This window comes from Chitinophaga cymbidii (assembly GCF_007992715.1).
In the GTDB taxonomy this organism is placed as follows: Bacteria; Bacteroidota; Bacteroidia; order Chitinophagales; family Chitinophagaceae; genus Chitinophaga; species Chitinophaga cymbidii.
In genome coordinates this window covers 44363-62358 of the sequence record NZ_BKAU01000005.1, presented here as the reverse complement: position 1 = coordinate 62358, position 17996 = coordinate 44363, and the positions used below count along the sequence as shown (strand labels likewise).

Here is a 17996-nt window from a genome sequence, read left to right as displayed (position 1 = left end):
CAATGGAAAAAAAAGAATTAGCAAGTATCTTGAGTGAGATACTTGTTCCGATTGGGTTTAAGAAAAAAGGAAATTATTGGGTTGTCAATGGTACTGAAATTACCAAAATGGTTAATCTTCAAAAATCACAGTTTAGTAACTGCTTTTACATAAACTACGGTTACATTCTAAATACTATCCCTTTAAATGGTTTGACAATGCACGTTTTTGGCGGCTTAGGCTCTTTGGATAGTAATGAAAATGCAAGAATTAAAGAGTTATTGAACCTTGAAAATAGTATCTCTGATGAAGAGAGAGCAAGCGGCCTTAAAAAGGTTTTGATTGAAAAATTAGCTCACAAAGTTAGTTCGGTTAATACAGAAGCAGATGTATTGGTGGAGTTAAAAAAGCAACCGCACTTAAATAACATTCCGCTGGTAGTGAAGCGACATTTCCATTTACCTGAATAAAGCAAAAGAAGGTGTCTCAAAAACAGAGGCACCCACTTTGTTATTTATTAAAAGCTTTTTCCGTTTTATAGTTCTGAATAACGTTGTCAGTGAGAAAGAACAGGTGCTTTTTAGTGTCCTGGGACAGCTTCTCAATATCCTGGATACGTTTTAGCGTGGTGAAACGTTGGCTGAATCTCAATCAATGAGACTGTTTTTGTGGCGAATACAAACGCTGCGAACAGTGTTTTTTTTGGGTGCAAGGGAAGTAATTGCCGCTAAGACGGGAATGACTGATTTTCAGCTTTTGACAAGGGCTGCACAGAAAGTGGAAACGGCAATAGGAGAAACAGGAAGATTTGCGGGTACTGCCAAACATACTTACGCCAACAATCTGCTAACCGTTATCAAAGTGTATACAGAAATAGAGGATTGCAATTCAATCAGTATGTTATAGCCCAGCGGAAAGAGGATTTTTAGATGTGTTCAATCATCAAACTATGACGATTTACGATTTCAAGTTTGGTAATGCAGTAATGAGCAACAGTCAGTTCCTGAAATATTCAAAACAGCTTCCCGGGATATTCAATACAAATAATCAGACCTTAGTTAGGAATGGCAATAGATAAAGCAACAAAGAAGAAAGTTATTGAGGATTGGCAAAATGCCTTCCCTCAATTGACGTTATATACACAGGGCAAATTATACAAAGTAGTAGGTTCGATGATTATTGGCTTGGAATTAATAAAATCTCCATACATGGAGAGTTATAGTCCATATTTTGTGATATACTCGCTTTGGAAAAAGGATGTAAAAGCGTGCCTTGATTATCCTATTATTTTAAAGGACTTCAAAAATAAGAAGGGTTTTCAATATGATATACCCTATGAAAAGCACCGTATACTTTTTGATGATGTGACAGACAGTGTAAAGACACAAACACTATTGCCTTTTGAGAGTGATATTTCTTTTAAAATGCTAATATCTGTGCTGGATGAGTATTCTAAAACTCCACCATTGGGTGCCGCCTCTAGCTCCTACTTGCAGGCAGCCCTTCAGGAAGCGAAACTCAAAATAGCTTTATTTATTGGAGTCGCAGAGGCTCAAAGTGTATTGGAACAAATCAATGAAAGAAATTGGGATGTAAGCCACTTTAAAGCGTGTGGTGTAGATGTAAACGAATGGCTTAAACGTTTGCAGGCAACCACATCGAGCAGGGATGAGTTTTTAAAGCAGATAGAAACAAACAAGCAGGACAAAAAAATATCACAATTAAAGAGTTCTGATATTTTATAGAAGCTTTTCCGCGGGCGACCTAGATAGGGGAATTACGTTTTTTCAGATTTCCGGTAGGATTTTAGAATTTTGAACCACATTGATATTACAGATTATTACACATTCAACAGCAAGCTATCTTCAACTACTTTTCAGGCTCATCCAGTTGGGCTCCGTTTCCACGAAGGAAGAATTGGAGATTGCGAAAAATTGGTTCTTGGAGAATATTCTGGTCAACAAATTCCAACCGCTGGTTTTTTAAATATCGAAAGAAAATTATTAGAAAGCAGAGGGTGGATCTATAGTCATTCCACTTGTGCATATCATGCACCTCGTTAAGCATTAGGCAGAATGAAATCAAGCAAGGCAAGGGAGAAAATAGCAATGTTGACTAATCACCCAAAAGCCTTAATAAGAAAGGAGGCTTTAAAAGCATTGAAGAAAGTACCATAACATCAAGCCCGGCAAGTCCGGGCTTTTTTACATCAAAGAAATCTTGCTTGCTTTAATAAAATAGTCGACGGAAGTGTGTACCTGAAAGTGTACCTGAAAACCCTCTCCCATAGCGATCTTTCGAGGATAACCCATATATAAGCCATATATAACCCATATCTAACTCATATATAAGCCATCCTATTAAGATATGGCTTATATATGGTTAACCAATGTTTAACATCAGGCTCAATAAAAGCTTACTAAGTTTAGATCGTTATCACCAAAACAATCGTATCCTATGGCTATCATGAAGAATCCGCTGCAATTCACAGGCAGCCTCGGCCACCTGTCCGCTTACACGATACAGGGGTCTGACAAGGTTATCCTCCGCACGAAAGGAGGCGCTTCCAAAAAGAAAATCAAGACATCCCCAAAATTCGCAAGAACAAGAGAGAACAACAGCGAGTTCGGCAGATGCGCCAAAGTAGCCAGCAGCATCCGCGCGGCGATATGGCCCGTGAAACACATGGCGGACTATAACTTCACACCCACATTGATCGCACTGGCGAAACATGTGCAGGGAATGGACAAAAAAAATGCAAGAGGGAAACGGGAGGTGCCGTTTTCACAACACCGGTATCTCCTGGAAGGGTTTAACCTGAACCGGCAAAATCCGTTCGATAGCGTCGTTCGTCATCCGCTATCCTATAGCATCGATAAAGCCACCGCGGCCATCCAATTGCCGCACCTGGTGCCGGGCGTCAATTTCCGCATTCCCTGGCAATGGCCGGTGTTCCGCTTTGTAGCCTCCCTTGGCATCATGAACGATCATGGCAGGCAGGGAAATATGTCCACGGGCTATGCGGTGTGGATGCAAACGGAATGGCATCCGGTGCTGCAACCTTTCCCTTCGCAAATACTGGAACTGGAATTCAGCCATGCTGCTCTGCTGAAAAGCAGTACTCTTCTGCTCAGCATCGGCATTGAAACCGGCATGCCTATGAGCAGTACCATGATCAATCCGGCGAAATATGGCGGATGCGCGAAGATACTGGCGGCGGGGTAACGCCAGATAAAAGCCCTGCAAGCGGTTGGCCTGCAGGGCTGCTGGAAAATACGTGACCGCCTAGTAACCAGGGTTCTGGTCCGTTGCCGGGTCTATTGCTTTGTTATAGTTGTACTCTGTAGTCGGGATAGGCCAGAGCAAATGTTTGTCTTCCACCGTAACCCCTTTGGCCGCGAGGATCGCCTGCTTCGCAATGCCCAGGCGCTTCAGCTCATGCCAGCGCTTGGCTTCCGCGCAGTTCTCATATCCTCTTTCCTTTACCACCAGGTCTATGAAAGGTTGTTTGGACGCATAATCGGCCAGACTGAAATCCACCGTGGGGTCTGCTACCATGGGGTTCTTGCCGTACGCCCTTCTGTGCACCATGTTCAGCTTTTCCATTGCGTCCGCCGTGGGCGCGGTGCCGGCCTGCGCCACACTTTCCGCGTAGAACAGCAGCACGTCCGCATAACGGTACATCGGGAAGTCGTTGCCGCCGGCGGTGGTGGTGACGCGGTCGCTGAATTTTTTATTGAGGATGGTGGTGGGTCCGAGGCCGAACGTCTGCACATACCAGTTGAATTCATAACGCAGGTCGTTCTTGTCCCAGTTCTTCACGAAAGGATTTTCTTCCGCATCGCTGTAGAACGTGTAATAGCCGCCGGGAGGATAATAACCGGCGCCGGGGTAATGCGTGTAGTGCGGATAAGAAAAGCCCTGACCGGAAGGTGAGCGGGAATATTTCAGGTAAAAGATCTCTTCGGAAGAAGTGATGATCTCCGGACCGAACAGCTTGTCAAAATCATCCGCCACCGTTACATTCACGAGGGAGAACTTGCCGGAGTTGATCACTTCGAGCGCTTTGTCCCTTGCTTTATCGTATTGATGCAGGTTCATGTATACGTCCGTCAGCACCGTTTTGGCAGCCCATACGGAAGGCGTACCCACCAGGCGCGGAACGTCCGTGAGGTTGGCTTCCGCAAACAGCAGGTCTTCCACAATCAGGTTATACACTGCTTCTTTGGAACTTCTCGGTACGTTCAGAGAGTCCATATTGTTTTCGTTGCGGATCGGCACGCCGGCCCAGTCACGCACGAGATAGAAATACCAGAGGGCGCGCAGGAAGCGTGCTTCTCCCACGTATTTGCTGATCTGGTCTTCGGTGAGCGCCGTGCCTTCGGGTGCGCGTTTTATAATGATGTTAGCGTTGCGGATCGCTTCGTAGAATGCCCCCCACATGCCGGTTACGCGCGTGATATTGGTATTGTCCAGCCCCTTGTAATCATTCAAAGGCGCATGGCTGCCGCGGCCATAGAGGTACTCGGAGTAGATCTCCATCTGGCATTCATACAAGGCGCCGAAAACACCGGAGCCGCGCACGGGCACATAGATCGCATTCAACCCGGCTTCCACTTCCGCGGGCGTGTTGTAGAACAGTTCTTCCGCAATGGACTGCGGCTTTTCTTCGAGCATTTTCGTACAGGAAGAAAAAAGGAATAACGAAAATATGATCAGAACAGAATATTTCATATAAATAGATTGAGTCATGAAAAGAAAAATCAGAAGCCGCACCGGATACCCACTGTTACAGATTTGTAGGTGGGATAAGTTGAATAGTCGATACCCTGATCAATGGAATTGGACCCGCCGTATGCATTCACTTCCGGATCGTACCAGGAATATTTGGTGAAGGTGATCAGGTTTTGACCGCTTACATATACTTGCGCGCTTTTGAACCATTTCATATTCATATTGTCCGTAGGCAGATTGTATGCCAGCTGGATGTTCTTGAACCGCAGATAGGAACCGTCTTCAATGAAGCGGGTAGACATGTTGCCGGCCAGCGAACGGGTAATGCGCGGGTACGCGGCATTGGTCTTCTCGGGCGTCCAGTGATTGTAATAAACATCCGCGGGCAGGTTGAGGCCCATGCCCAGGTCCAGCGTGGCGGCCTTGTTCAGGTTGAAGATATCGTTACCTTGTGAGCCTTGCAGGAACAAGGTCAGCTCAAATCCTTTCCAGGAGGTCACGGAGTTGAGGCCGTAGATGAAGTTCGGGTTCGGATCGCCGATGAAAGTTTTATCTTCCGCGTTGATGGAGCCGTCTTTGTTACGGTCTTCATACGCCAGGTTGCCATTGTCCGTATACCCCGTTTCCACATAACCATAGAATCTGCCCAGCGGTTCGCCTTCACGCAGGAGGTTCACATAATCGTTGAGTGAGCCGGTGTAGAGGGTACGGCCGGGAATGTCCTGCCCGTTGTAAAGTTTTAATACTTTATTGCGGTTGAAGGCGATGTTGCCGCCGAGGTTCCAGGTCACATCTCCCTGCAATACGTTTGCGTCAACCGCCAGTTCCACGCCGCTGTTCTGCACTTCGCCCACGTTCTGCAAGGTGGTGCTGTAGCCCATGGATGCGGGCAGCTGCACCCTGTTCAGGAGGTTCTTCGTGCGTTTGTGATAATAATCCGCGGTCACGTGCAGCTTGTTGTTCAGGAAACCTGCATCGATGCCGATGTCTGTCTGGTAGGTGGTTTCCCATTTCAGGTTGCCCGGAAGCGTGGTGCTCGGTGCATAGGTGGTATACAATGCATCACCGAAGATCGTGTTGTTCGGGCTCAGCTGGTTCAGCGTGGCGTACGGGTTGATGGCCGTGCTGCCGGTAGCGCCGTAGCTGGCGCGGACCTTCAGATCGGAGAACACTTTGGAGCCTTTCATGAACGGTTCGCTGGACACTCTCCATGCAACGGCGGCGGAGGGGAAGTTGCTCCATTTGTTGTCCTGGGAGTAACGGGAAGAACCATCGCGGCGGAACGTTACGGTCAGGAGGTATTTGTCGTCATACGTATAATTCACACGCCCCAGGTAAGAGATGATCACGCTCTTTTCGTACCGGGTGCTGCCGATGCCTTTGGTATCCGCGCTGCCGATGCTGCCGGTATAAGTGATATCGCTGAGGAAGCCGTTACCGGAGCCTCCTACCGCGGTGGTCGCAAAATCCTGGTAAGTGAAGCCTGCCGTAGCATTGATCGCATGTTTATTGATGGTCTTGGTATAGTTCACCACGTTTTCATTCAGCAGGCTGGTGAACTGTGTGGCGCCTACGCTGGCCGATCCTACGGAGTTGGTGGACGGTTCGATGTTGGCGTAATAGTCCGTGCGGTCGTTCAGATTGTCGATACCGCCGGAAATGCGGATGGACAGGTCTTTGAACGGTTTGATGGTGAGTGCCGCGGTTGAGAACACTCTGTCAGACTTGATCTTGTCTGAAATTTCGTATATAGGTATTAACGGGTTGATGATCGCATTGGAGATAAAGGGATACGCGGTGGTGAGCCTTCTGTACGAACCGTCCGGCATGTAAGGCGAAAGCGATTCGGGCGCCATCAGCATGGCGGAGATCAGGTCGCTGCCGCGGTTGCCGAGGCCGGAGTTCTGACGCTGGCTGTTCAGCCGGGTGAGGATCGCGTTATAGGATACGCTGAACACTTTGCTGATCTCGTGGTCGATGCTGCCCCGCACATTGTACCGTTTGTAATCGCTGTTGCGAACGATACCGTCCTGCAGGAAAGCGGAACCGCCGAGCGAGAACTTCGTTTTCTCGGAGCCGCCGGTCACATTCACGCTGGTCACGAACATGGGCGCTTTGCGCAGCACCAGGTCCTGCCAGTCAGTGCCCTTGCTGTTGCCCAGGTCGTCAATCTCCTGCTGGGTGAAATAAGGCGCAAGGCCATCGTTGGCGGCCTGTTCATTGTACAGCTCCGCATACTGGCGGGCATTCATCAGGTCCATTTTCTTGGAAACCTGCTGCACCGTATAACCAGCGTCAAAATCCACCCGGGTACGGTCCCCTTTCTTCCCTGATTTGGTGGTGATGATCACCACGCCGTTCGCGCCTCTTGATCCGTAGATGGCAATGGAGGATGCATCTTTCAGGATGTCGATGGATTCGATGTCGGAGTTCTGCAGGAAAGTAGGATTGCCGTTGTAAGGGAACCCGTCGATCACATATAAGGGTTCGTTGCCGCCGAGGATGGAGTTGGTGCCCCTGATGCGCACGCTCATGCTGCCGCCGGGTGCGCCGTTGTTCTGCATTACGCGCACGCCCGCCGCGCGGCCGTTCAGGGCCTGCATTACGTTGGTGGAAGGATACGCCGTGATGTCTTTTGACTTCACCTGCGAGATAGAACCGGTAAGATCGCTTTTCTTCGCCGTGCCATAGCCGATCACTACGATCTCTTCGCGGCTGCTGACCTGTGGCTTCAGCACAATGCTCATCGCTTCCTGCGATTCCGTTACGGTGATTTCCTGCGACTCATAGCCCACATAAGAGATCACCAGTACGGTACCCGCCGGAACGTCCATCCTGAAATTACCGCTGGCGTCCGTTACCGTGCCTTTGGTGGTGTTCTTGATCACCACAGAAGCGCCAGGCAATGCGGTGCCGTCTATGTCCGTCACTTTCCCACGGATATCCACCTGTGGCGGGGGCGCGGGCAGGTTGGCCAGCCAGGGCACATCGGAAGAAACTTCCCTCTTCCGGATCACTATATTTTTTCCTACAATGGAATAAGACAAAGGCTGGTCCGCAAAGCAGGCCTGCAACGCTTTTTCCAGGGAAGCGCGTTTCAGGTCAACGGATACTTTCTTCGCTTTGTCCAGCAGATGCTGATCAAAGAAAAACACGTACCCGGTTTGTTTCTCGATGTACCGGAACACTGTTTCAAGCGATGCGTTTTTTTCAGAGAGCGTTACACGTTGAGCGTAACCCTTTGCGCTTACCTGTAGACATGCTGATAACAAGATGATGGCAGAAAGTTTCATAGCAAGCAGCGTTTTTGCAGTCAGTCGCCGTTTTTCATACAACCGCGTACAAATAGAACTAAAAATCATAATTTTGGTTTGTTAGGGTAATAAAATCCCCGCCTGGGCGCTTGATAATACTCAGGTAAGGAATGTGGCCGTGGAACGATTTACATGGCAGCCCAACGATTTCGCCGGAAGTGTTCGCAGCATTTCCGGCTTTTTTATGGGCGGGTGCGCGTGTATTACGTTTTCATAACGCTGGTAGTCTTCATAACGTTTTGTGTTTACATTTAATAATCAGGTTTACGCGCAGTAGATGATTTACATTTTGGTCATTCAATTTATGGCAATACGGTGATCTTCTTTCCTTCTATCCTGAAATGCACGTTGCTCAGTTCCAGCACCTTCAGCACTTCGTCGATGCTGCTGTTGCGGGCTATCTTTCCGCCGAACTCACGTTCCGGCAAATTTCCTTCGAATGCGATATCCGCATCGTACCATCTTGATATCTGCCGCATCACGCCCGCGAGCGAGGCGCGGTTGAACTGGAAGTAGCCGTTCTTCCAGGCTACGGTTTCCTCCACATCCACATCATCGAACACTTTCATTTCGCCGGAGGTCTTCAGCTGCGCCTGCTGGCCGGGATGCAGGCTGGTTTGCCCCGCACCGTGACGGATGCGCACGGCGCCTTCCAGCAGGGTGGTGCGGATGGAGGCTTCGTCCCGGTACGCCATCACGTTAAAGTGGGTGCCCAGTACCTGTATCTGCATATCGTCCACATCCACCGAAAAGGGTTTACCGTCCATTTTCGCCACTTCAAAATAGGCTTCGCCGCTGAGCTTCACTTTTCTTTCCTTGCCCGCGAAGGTGGTGGGGTAACGGAGTGAGGAGGCGGCGTTCAGCCATACCTTCGTGCCGTCCGGCAGGATGATCTGGAATTGCCCGCCGCGCGGTGTGGCGAGGGTATTATAGCTGATCATCCTGGAATCTTTCGCGCCGTTGCCGGCGTTATAAGCCAGCTGCCCGCTGTTCAGCTTGATCACCTGCATGTTTCCCTGGCTGGCGATGGCGCCGTTGCCGGCGCTGTCCAGCGTGATCTGGCTGCCGTCCGCAAGGGTGAGCACGGCTTTGTTGCCGCCGGGTGTTACATTGTGCAGCGGTTTGTTGTCCGCCGCTGTAACCGGGCTTTTCGCCTGCCTGCCGTTGAGCAGGAAAGCGGCGCCAGCCGTCAGCCCGATGAAGAGCACCGCGGCAGCGGCGGCATGCCACAACCGTATCATGCGGGCCGGTTTGCGTTGCGTGATGGACCGGAAGGCGGCCTGCATCCTGGCGGGATCGGACAAGCCATGCGCTTCCCTGTTCTGCAGCAAAGCGGCGAGCGCGGCTTCCCACTGCTCCCGCGCGTCGCCGCGGGACAGGGAGTCCAGCAGCCGTTCCGCTTCTTCGCGGCTCAGGTCCTCCGAGAGGTACCGGTTGATCAGTTGGGCAAGCGCTTTGTCGTCCATCATAAAAAAATTGTGTGCTCCTTGGATTAAAGACGCATGAAAGATCAAAAGGGAGGTGTCTTGATAAAAAAAACTTAACATGGCAAAAACCATTGGTTTTTATCTATTATATGATAACTTAGGGCTGGTATCCACAAACATCCTCACATGCATCGCGCCTATACAGAGAAAGAATTGCTGCTGCTGGCGGCCGGCGGAAACCGGCAGGCGTTCAGCGAGTTGTATGTGGACTGCCTGCATGACCTTCAGCGGTATATCTATCTCTTCACCCGTTGCCGCGAAACATCGGAAGACATCATCCAGGAAATATTCATCCGGCTCTGGGAGCAGCGGTCCGGCCTTGGCAGCATCCGTTCTTTCCGGCAGTACCTGTTCCGCATGGCTCGCAACAAGGTGGTAGACCATGTGCGCGCCCAACGGCTGCATCACCGCGTAACGGAAGACCTGCTGGCGGGCAATGCAGCCAGCAGCGCCGACGGCGATCACAAAGCGCTGACCAGCCAGTATTTTTCCATTGCCCGGCAGGCGGTAGACCGGTTGCCGGACAAGCGGCGGCTGATCTTCCGGCTCAATACCGAAGAAGACCTTTCCCTTGACGAGATCGCGCGCCGCCTGAATATTTCGAAATCCGTTGTTAAAAAGCAGCTGTATGCGGCGCAGCACTATGTACGCCGGTACCTGCGCGAGCATGCCGAGCTTACCGGCCTTTTGCTGCTTCTCTTTATTCCCTGATTTTTTTTCTCACGCAGGGGTCTTTCCGGTTTTCCCGTTCGTCATATCATGCAGAAAGCATTAGTATGAACCAATCCGAGATCAGGCAATTCCTGCAACGGTTTGCCGAAGGCAACCATTCGGAACCCGAGCACGAGCGCTTTATCCACTGGCTGCACACCTCCGCAGATGAAGAGGTGGAAGCGGCCGCCCGCGCATATGAAGCCATCCTGGAGAAACAGGCCGGCGCCCGGAAAGGTGATGCGGGGCTGGCGGTGAAGGTTGAGCGGTGGTTGGATGAGGTGGATGAAAGGGTCGGAATGACCGAACGCCCCCGCCCATCCCGCCTATTTCGGCTGATGCCGGCCGCAGCAGCGGCCGTACTGTTACTGATCGCAACAGCGGGCATATATTATTATTTTACCCGGCCCGGTACAACCAGTCTGCCTGCACCCGCCACACAACAAGCCGGCCTGATCAAAAGGACCGTCGGCCCGCGCGATACTGCCGTCATCCGGCTGGAAGACGGCTCCCGCATTGTGCTGAACGGCGGCAGCACCCTGGCATATCATGCCAGCTACCGCGGGAAAGCGCAACGCGAAGTACACCTCAGCGGTGAAGCCTACTTCGAAGTGCTGCACAATGAACAACAGCCTTTTATTATTCATACGCGCGATATGGATATCGTGGACCTGGGCACCATCTTCAATGTAAAGGCATATCCCGGCGAGGCGATGACGGAAACCACGCTGCTGGAAGGCGCCATAGAAGTCAGGCTCAAACATGAAAACGGCAGAAAAGTGCTGCTGAAGCCGCTGGAGAAAGTCACTTACTACAACCCGGATACCCTGCTCGCGGGCGCCACGCCCGCAATGCCGGCCGGTAATATGGAGATAGCCATAAAACCCGTTACACCGGTCACCGCCGAACATATGATAGAAGAAACGGCCTGGATGAATGACCTGCTGGCGTTCCACGACCGGTCATTCGCGGAGCTGGCCACCAGCATGGAAAGACGGTTCAATGTGACCATCCGCTTTGCGGACGCGCCTGTAAAGGCTTACCGGTACACCGGTATTTTCCGGGACGAATCGCTCGATCAGGCATTGCATGAACTGCAACTGTCAAGACCGTTCCATTATTCGGCGCAGAAAGACACGATCATTATCCATCAATAAATTCCACATCTCTCACCAAAATCTTTTACTTATGCCGATGCTTTTCAACAGCGAATAACCGGTAAAAAAAGAACGGGAAATGCTCGCAACATCTCCCGCCTGTCAAGTTATGAAACCTCCTGCACCTCTAACAGCGGGGAGATTTCCATTATTAAACCTTAACTGCATGAAAGTATGAAAAAAACTTCATTCCTGCCGGCCATTGCCGGGCGGGGAAGAATTTTCAAAGTCCTGCTCTTTATGAAATGGTGTTTTATTCTTGTTTTCGCCACCTGCCTGCAGGCCGCCGCCAACGGATATTCCCAGAATGTCAGGCTTACATTACACCTTGAAGACATAAAGCTCGGTAAGGCATTATCCCTGATCGGCAAGAAAAGCGATGTCAGGTTCCTTTACAGCAACGACCTGGTACCGGTTGATAAACTGGTGGAGGTGCATGCGTCCGACAAACCGTTGACGGACGTGCTGCACGAGTTGCTTTCGGGCATGGGGCTTCACTACAGGATACTTGAAAACAAAGTGGTGGTAGTAGCGCCGGCATCACGGATGATCCGGGTGCTAAAAGTATCCGGAACGGTGACCGATACTACCGGCATGCCGCTGATCGGTGTGTCCATACAGGTGAAAGGCACCGGGAAAGGAACGGTCAGCGACAACAACGGGCGTTATACCATCGAAGCGCCGGAAGATGCGGTGCTGGTATTCAGCTACGTTGGCTACGAGCCGCTGGAAATGCCGGTAGCCGGCAAGCAGCAGCTGAACGTGCGCCTCCGGGAAAATCCCGGCGGACTTAATGAAGTGGTAGTAGTAGGATACGGCACGCAGAAGAAAATATCGCTGACCACGGCGGTATCTTCCGTGAGTGGCGACGAAGTGGCAGCCCGTCACGCGCCCAACCTGCAGGCATCGTTGCAGGGCCTCGCTCCCGGCCTTTCCGTATGGGATCAGGGCGGCGAACCCGGTAATAACAGCACTTACTTCCGCATCCGCGGCGTTACCACACTCGGCAGCAATACGCCGCTGTTCATTATCGACGGCGTGGAGCAGGCTTATTACGATATCAACCCGGATGATATCGCTTCCGTATCCGTGCTGAAAGATGCGGCGTCCACCGCCATCTACGGCTCCCGCGCCGCCAACGGCGTAGTGCTGATCACTACCAGACGCGCGCAGAAAGGCGATATCAGGATACGCTACAACGGCTGGCTCGATCTGCAAAACCTCGTGGCCGTGCCCGAGCATATGGATACCGAAAGCTACCTTCGTCTGCAGAACCTCGCCTACGAAAACCGCGGCAGCAATCCGCTCTACACCGAAGAAGCCATCCAGCAATACGTAAGCGGCGAAGACCGCCTCCGCTACCCGCTTCCGAACAGCTGGTATGATGCCGTTATCCGGGAAAACGCCCCCTGGCAAAACCACTCCCTGCAATTGTCCGGCGGCAGCGAAAAGCTGACCAGCCTGCTCAGCGCAAGGTACATGGACCAGCAGGGCATCTATCCCAACCGCAACATGCAGCGCTACCAGATGCGCCTCAACAATACGCTGAAGATCTCCGAAAGCATCAGCCTGAATGCGGATATCAAGCTCCGCCGGCAGAACCGCTACACCACCAACACCGTGGGCTCCGGCATCTATCATTACATGATCCACGGCTCGCAGCTGACCGTTCCGCGGTACCCGGACGGCACCTACGGCGTCAGCAACCAGGGGCGTAACCCGCTCGCCTATACGGACCCTGACATTGCCGGCTATACGAAATCCACCAACGATAACGCCGTTATCAACCTGCAGGGTACCTGGAAGATACTGAAGGGCCTCACGTTCAACACGCAATACGCTATTGAAACGGAAAAGTACGACGCCCTCAGCCAATGGCCCGCTTACGAGATACACAGCTACTGGGACCCGGAGATCATCCTCAGCCGCAACGAGATCAACCGTCTTGAAAACAACAGAAGCCAGTCCCTCCAGCAAACCTGGAACAATACGCTCACATACGATCTTAACATCAACAAGCAGCATGATATCAGCGTGCTGGGCGGTTATTCCGAGATCGCTTACAGTTACGACGACCTGATGGCGAACGGCAGGGATTTTTATAACAACGACCTGCTCAACCTCAGCCAGAGCGACCCGCTCAACCGCGGCGTGAGCAGCGCGTATTCCGACTGGGGCCTGCGCTCCCTCTTCGGCCGCGTGAGATACGGCTTCCGGAACAAATATCTTTTTGAATTCAACATGCGCTACGATGGGTCTTCCCGCTTCCCCGAAGGCAGCCGGTATACTTTCTTTCCCTCTGTTTCCGGCGCCTGGCTGCTGTCTGAAGAAAACTTCTGGCAGCCGCTGAAGCATGTGGCGGACCTCTTCAAGATCCGTGCTTCGTATGGCGAGAACGGCAACCAGAACATCGGCCTGTATTCTTATTTCAACAACCTCAGCGTAGGTAATTATTATTCCTTCAACGGCGTACCGGCCGTTGGTGTGGCGCAAACGGTTTTCGCGAGCCAGAACCTGACCTGGGAAACCACTACCCAAACGAACATCGGCCTGGATGCGAGCTTCCTCAACGGGAAATTCGGCCTTACGTTCGACTGGTATAAAAAGCTGACGGACGGCATCCTGCTGGGCCTTCCCATCCCCGGCGCCGTGGGCCTCGACCCCGTGGCCACCAACGCCGGCAAGGTGCAGAACACCGGCTGGGAGCTGCAACTCACCCACCGCAACAAGATCAACGACTTCCATTACGGCGTTACGTTCAACCTCTCCGATGTGAAGAACAAAGTGATCGACCTCGCCGGCACCGGCCCGTATTATTCGCTGGAAAAGAACCGCTACGTGATCATGGAAGGCGAAGAGATCAACGCGCTCTGGGGCAGGCCCACAGCCGGCTACCTCACGCAGGAAGACATCGACAAAGGCTATCCTACTTTCTCATCGGATGCAAAACCGGGTGATATCAAGTACCTGGACATAGACGGCGATAACAAGATCACCGCTACGGACAACAAGGTGCTCGGTTCCAGCATGCCGCACTGGACCTACGGCATGAACATCGAGCTGGGCTGGAAGAACTTCGACTGCACCATGCTCTGGCAGGGCGTAGGAAAACAGGATATGATGGTCTGGGGCGCCTTCATCGAAAACGGCAGCTGGGAAGGATTTACGCTGGACATCGGGAAAGATTACTGGACACCGGAAAACACGGACGCCCGCTTTCCCCGTCCGCAGAAGTCCGCCAACAAGAACACGGAGCCGTCCGACTTCTGGGTGCTCGATGCGTCTTATCTGCGCCTCAAGAACTTCCAGCTGGGATATACTATCCCGAAAACGCTGCTGAAAAAAGCGAAGATCAACAGTCTCCGTTTCTACATCGGCGGCACCAACCTCCTTACTTTCTCTAAGCTGAAAGAATGGGGAATGGATGCGGAAACGCCCGCCGGACGCGCCGGCGACTTCTACCAGCAGGTAAAGACCTATTCCGCGGGTGTTAATCTTGACTTTTAAACCGAACTGATCATGCGAACAACATACTTTCTGATATTGATCTGCGGGATCAGCCTGATGGCAGGATGTAAAAGGGGCCTGCTGGACACCTATCCCAAAGACAAACTGAGCAGCGCTACCTTCTGGGCCAACCGTGAAGATGCGGTGAATGCCGTCAATGCCATTTACCGGTTCCTCCCCGGCACGGGCGAGCTGAACTGGGACATGCTGTCTGATATCGCCACTACCAACTCCAACGCCGCTACTACTTCCAACATTGAAAAAGGAACGACGCATGCGAACATGGATTTCTTCCAGGATTTGTGGAACACCGGGTACAAAGCCATCCGCGCTTCCAATTATTTTCTCGAGAACATAGACCAGGTGCAGGAAAGGGATGCTTCCCTCACGGATGAGCTGCGCGACCGGCTGAAAGGCGAAGCAAGATTTCTGCGCGCTTATTTCTACGTCCGCCTCGTGATGCTCTTCGGCGATGTGCCGCTCGTTACCCGCACACTTAACATTGAAGAAGCGGCCGTGCTGGAAAGAACGCCTGCCGCCCAGGTATGGGATTTTGTGGATGAAGAGCTGACGGCCATTGCAGACATGCTGCCACCCAGTTACACCGGCAACGACATCGGCCGGGTGACCGAGGGCGCCGCCATGGCGTTGCAGGCCCGCGCCATGTTATACGCCGGCCGCTGGCAACGCGCCGCGGACGCAGCGAAAGCGGTGATAGACCTCAACAGGTATCACATCTACCCGGAGTTCTCCAAACTCTTTACATACGGCGCGGAAAACAATACCGAAGTGATCTTCGACCGGCAATATGCCAAAGACATCGCATCCACCGAATTCTTCTACAGCTTCGGCCCGCGTGGCATGAACGGCGACGTGGGGCTTTGTCCCACCCGCACGCTCGCGGATGCGTTCGAAACCATCAACGGGCTTTCCATTCACGACGATCCTGCTTTCAACCCGGAGAATCCATATGCCAACCGCGATCCGCGCCTGCGGTACACGCTCTTTATCCCGGCCTTCTCCGATGCGGTGCCCGGCGATGTGCTCTTTAACAACAGGGCGTACGACCCACGTCCCGGCTCGGGAACAGCGGATGAAGTGGAAGTGGATTACCGCCGCACCAAAACCGGATACGGCATGAAGAAGTACATCAACGTGGAAGACCTGAACGATCCGCGGAACTCCGGCACCAACTTCATTTTGATCCGTTATGCGGATGTATTGCTGGCTTATGTGGAGGCAAAAACGGAACTGAACCAGCTGGACAATACCGTTTTCACCGCACTCAACGAAGTGCGCCAGCGGCAGGACGTAAACCTGCCGCCCGTACTCGCGCCGAAGACACAACCTCAAATGAGGGAGATCGTACGGCATGAAAGAATGGTGGAGCTGGCGCTGGAAGGTTTGCGCTTCTTTGATATCCGCCGCTGGAAAACCGCGGAAGACCTCATGCAGGGCCCTATCCCCGGCATGACCTATATCCGCCAGGGACAAACCGAAGTAGATACCCTCGTTTACACCGGCGTGGTGCGCTTCTTTGATGAGGAACGGGATTACCTCTTCCCTATTCCGCAACAGGAAGTGCTGCTGAACGATAATTTCGACCAGAACCCGAACTTCTGATCTTTTAAAAGGAGGGCGTTATGAAAATCCATACGCCCTCCTTATATTTCCAATACAAGAAAACTGATCCATGCGCTCATTACTGCTACTATGCCTGCTGGCCGCTTCCTGCACCGCACAGCAAAAACAGGAAGCCACTAAAAAGCCGAACATCGTACTGATCCTCGCGGATGACCTGGGATACGGAGATGTTGGCTGCTTCGGGCAAACCAAAATACATACGCCTTACCTGGACAGCCTGGCCACCCGCGGCATCCGGCTTACGCAATTCTATGCCGGCACCACTGTTTGCGCACCGTCCCGCTCCTCTTTGATGACCGGCCAGCATACCGGCCATACGCCTATCCGCGGCAACCGCGAGATACAACCGGAAGGCCAGTGGCCGCTGCCGGATACCGTGAGCACCATCGCGGAAATACTGCAAAAGGCCGGCTATGCTACCGGGGCTTTCGGCAAGTGGGGGCTGGGAGCTGTGGGCTCTGTGGGCGATCCCGTGAAAAGAGGCTTCGGGGAATTTTTCGGCTATAACTGCCAGCGGCAATCTCACAACTTCTTCCCGGACCATCTCTGGCATAACGATCAACGCATCGATTACCCGAACACGCCGGACAGCCAGAACGTTTATGCCGCGCAGGAAATACAGGAGCGCGCGCTGGCTTTCATCGATGCGCATAAAGAGGAACCGTTCTTCCTGTTCCTCCCCTACACGCTGCCCCACGCCGCTTTGCAGCTGCCCGCGGGTGACAGCACGTTCGAATATTATAAAAAAGCCTTTAACGAACAGCCCCGCCCTGTTCCCGCTACATGGGACGGTAAAGGGTACCAGCCGCAGGCTTATCCCCACGCCGCCTATGCTGCTATGGTCAGCCGGCTGGATACTTATGCCGGACAGGTGCTGCACAAACTGCGGGACCTCGGGCTGGACAGCAATACCATCGTGATATTCACCAGCGACAACGGTCCGCACCAGGAAGGCGGTCATGATCCGGATTTCTTCAAAAGCAACGGCCCCTTCCGCGGCATTAAACGCGATGTATACGAAGGCGGCATTCACGAACCGATGATCGTCAGCTGGCCGGGGCATATCAGGCCCGGCGCCACATCGGAGCATGTGGGCGCTTTCTGGGATTTCATGCCCACCTTCGCGGAACTGGCCGGTGTAGCTGCTCCATCGCAAACAGACGGCATCTCTTTCCTGCCGGCATTGACGGGCAAGGGAACGCAGCGGCAACATGACTATCTCTATTGGGAATTTCATGAGAAAGGCGGCCGGCGCGCCGTGCGGATGGGAAACTGGAAAGCGGTGCAGCTGGATGTAATAGCGCAGCCAGATGGACCGGTGGAACTTTATCAGCTGGACAGTGATCCCGGTGAAGAAAAAGATGTGGCGGCACAGCATCCGGAGATCGTGGAGAAGATGCGCGCACTGATGCGGGAAGCACACCGGCCGAATAGCGCGTTTCCTAAAATGGACGGGCAGTAAT

11 protein-coding genes are annotated in these 17996 nt (G+C 52.5%); 8 read left to right on the top strand and 3 right to left on the bottom strand.

Features of this window, described 5'->3' with window-relative positions; all coding sequences use genetic code 11:
- The first annotated feature begins 2 nt into the window (after positions 1–2).
- From CCY01nite_RS19145 to CCY01nite_RS19135, 3 genes are all read left to right on the top strand, one after another.
- On the top strand, positions 3–449 hold the full coding sequence (locus tag CCY01nite_RS19145) for a DUF4304 domain-containing protein (protein ID WP_146865196.1): 447 nt from the start codon (positions 3–5) through the stop codon (positions 447–449).
- 594 nt (positions 450–1043) lie between these two features.
- Positions 1044–1724 (top strand): hypothetical protein, encoded by a 681-nt coding sequence (locus CCY01nite_RS19140; protein WP_146865194.1) that lies wholly within the window; start codon positions 1044–1046, stop codon positions 1722–1724.
- A 712-nt stretch (positions 1725–2436) separates the two neighbouring features.
- Positions 2437–3204 carry a hypothetical protein gene (locus tag CCY01nite_RS19135; protein WP_146865192.1) on the top strand — a complete coding sequence of 256 codons (768 nt, stop codon included), beginning with the start codon at positions 2437–2439 and terminating at the stop codon, positions 3202–3204.
- A 60-nt stretch (positions 3205–3264) separates the two neighbouring features.
- On the opposite strand, the gene CCY01nite_RS19130 is transcribed toward CCY01nite_RS19135, so the two are convergent.
- The 3 genes from CCY01nite_RS19130 to CCY01nite_RS19120 form a co-directional block, all read right to left on the bottom strand.
- Positions 3265–4713 (bottom strand): RagB/SusD family nutrient uptake outer membrane protein, encoded by a 1449-nt coding sequence (locus CCY01nite_RS19130; RefSeq protein ID WP_146865190.1) that lies wholly within the window; start codon positions 4711–4713, stop codon positions 3265–3267.
- Between the two features lie 29 nt (positions 4714–4742).
- The gene (locus tag CCY01nite_RS19125; RefSeq protein WP_146865188.1) at positions 4743–8006 is read right to left on the bottom strand and encodes a TonB-dependent receptor; all 3264 of its coding nucleotides are present in this window, start codon (positions 8004–8006) and stop codon (positions 4743–4745) included.
- Between the two features lie 323 nt (positions 8007–8329).
- Positions 8330–9496 (bottom strand): FecR family protein, encoded by a 1167-nt coding sequence (locus CCY01nite_RS19120; RefSeq protein ID WP_186831146.1) that lies wholly within the window; start codon positions 9494–9496, stop codon positions 8330–8332.
- A 144-nt stretch (positions 9497–9640) separates the two neighbouring features.
- Between CCY01nite_RS19120 and CCY01nite_RS19115 the strand changes: the two genes are divergently transcribed.
- The 5 genes from CCY01nite_RS19115 to CCY01nite_RS19095 all read left to right on the top strand — a co-directional run bounded on the left by CCY01nite_RS19115 (position 9641) and on the right by CCY01nite_RS19095 (position 17995).
- Positions 9641–10225 carry an RNA polymerase sigma factor gene (locus CCY01nite_RS19115; protein WP_146865184.1) on the top strand — a complete coding sequence of 195 codons (585 nt, stop codon included), beginning with the start codon at positions 9641–9643 and terminating at the stop codon, positions 10223–10225.
- A 65-nt stretch (positions 10226–10290) separates the two neighbouring features.
- Positions 10291–11382, top strand: a complete 1092-nt coding sequence (locus CCY01nite_RS19110) for a FecR family protein (RefSeq protein WP_146865182.1) — start codon at positions 10291–10293, stop codon at positions 11380–11382.
- Positions 11383–11556: 174 nt separating this feature from the next.
- A complete protein-coding gene (locus CCY01nite_RS19105; protein ID WP_146865180.1) occupies positions 11557–14889 on the top strand; it encodes a TonB-dependent receptor in 3333 nt (1110 codons plus the stop codon).
- 12 nt (positions 14890–14901) lie between these two features.
- Positions 14902–16512 (top strand): RagB/SusD family nutrient uptake outer membrane protein, encoded by a 1611-nt coding sequence (locus CCY01nite_RS19100; protein WP_146865178.1) that lies wholly within the window; start codon positions 14902–14904, stop codon positions 16510–16512.
- 70 nt (positions 16513–16582) lie between these two features.
- Positions 16583–17995 carry an arylsulfatase gene (locus CCY01nite_RS19095; protein ID WP_146865176.1) on the top strand — a complete coding sequence of 471 codons (1413 nt, stop codon included), beginning with the start codon at positions 16583–16585 and terminating at the stop codon, positions 17993–17995.
- Position 17996: the final 1 nt, after the last annotated feature.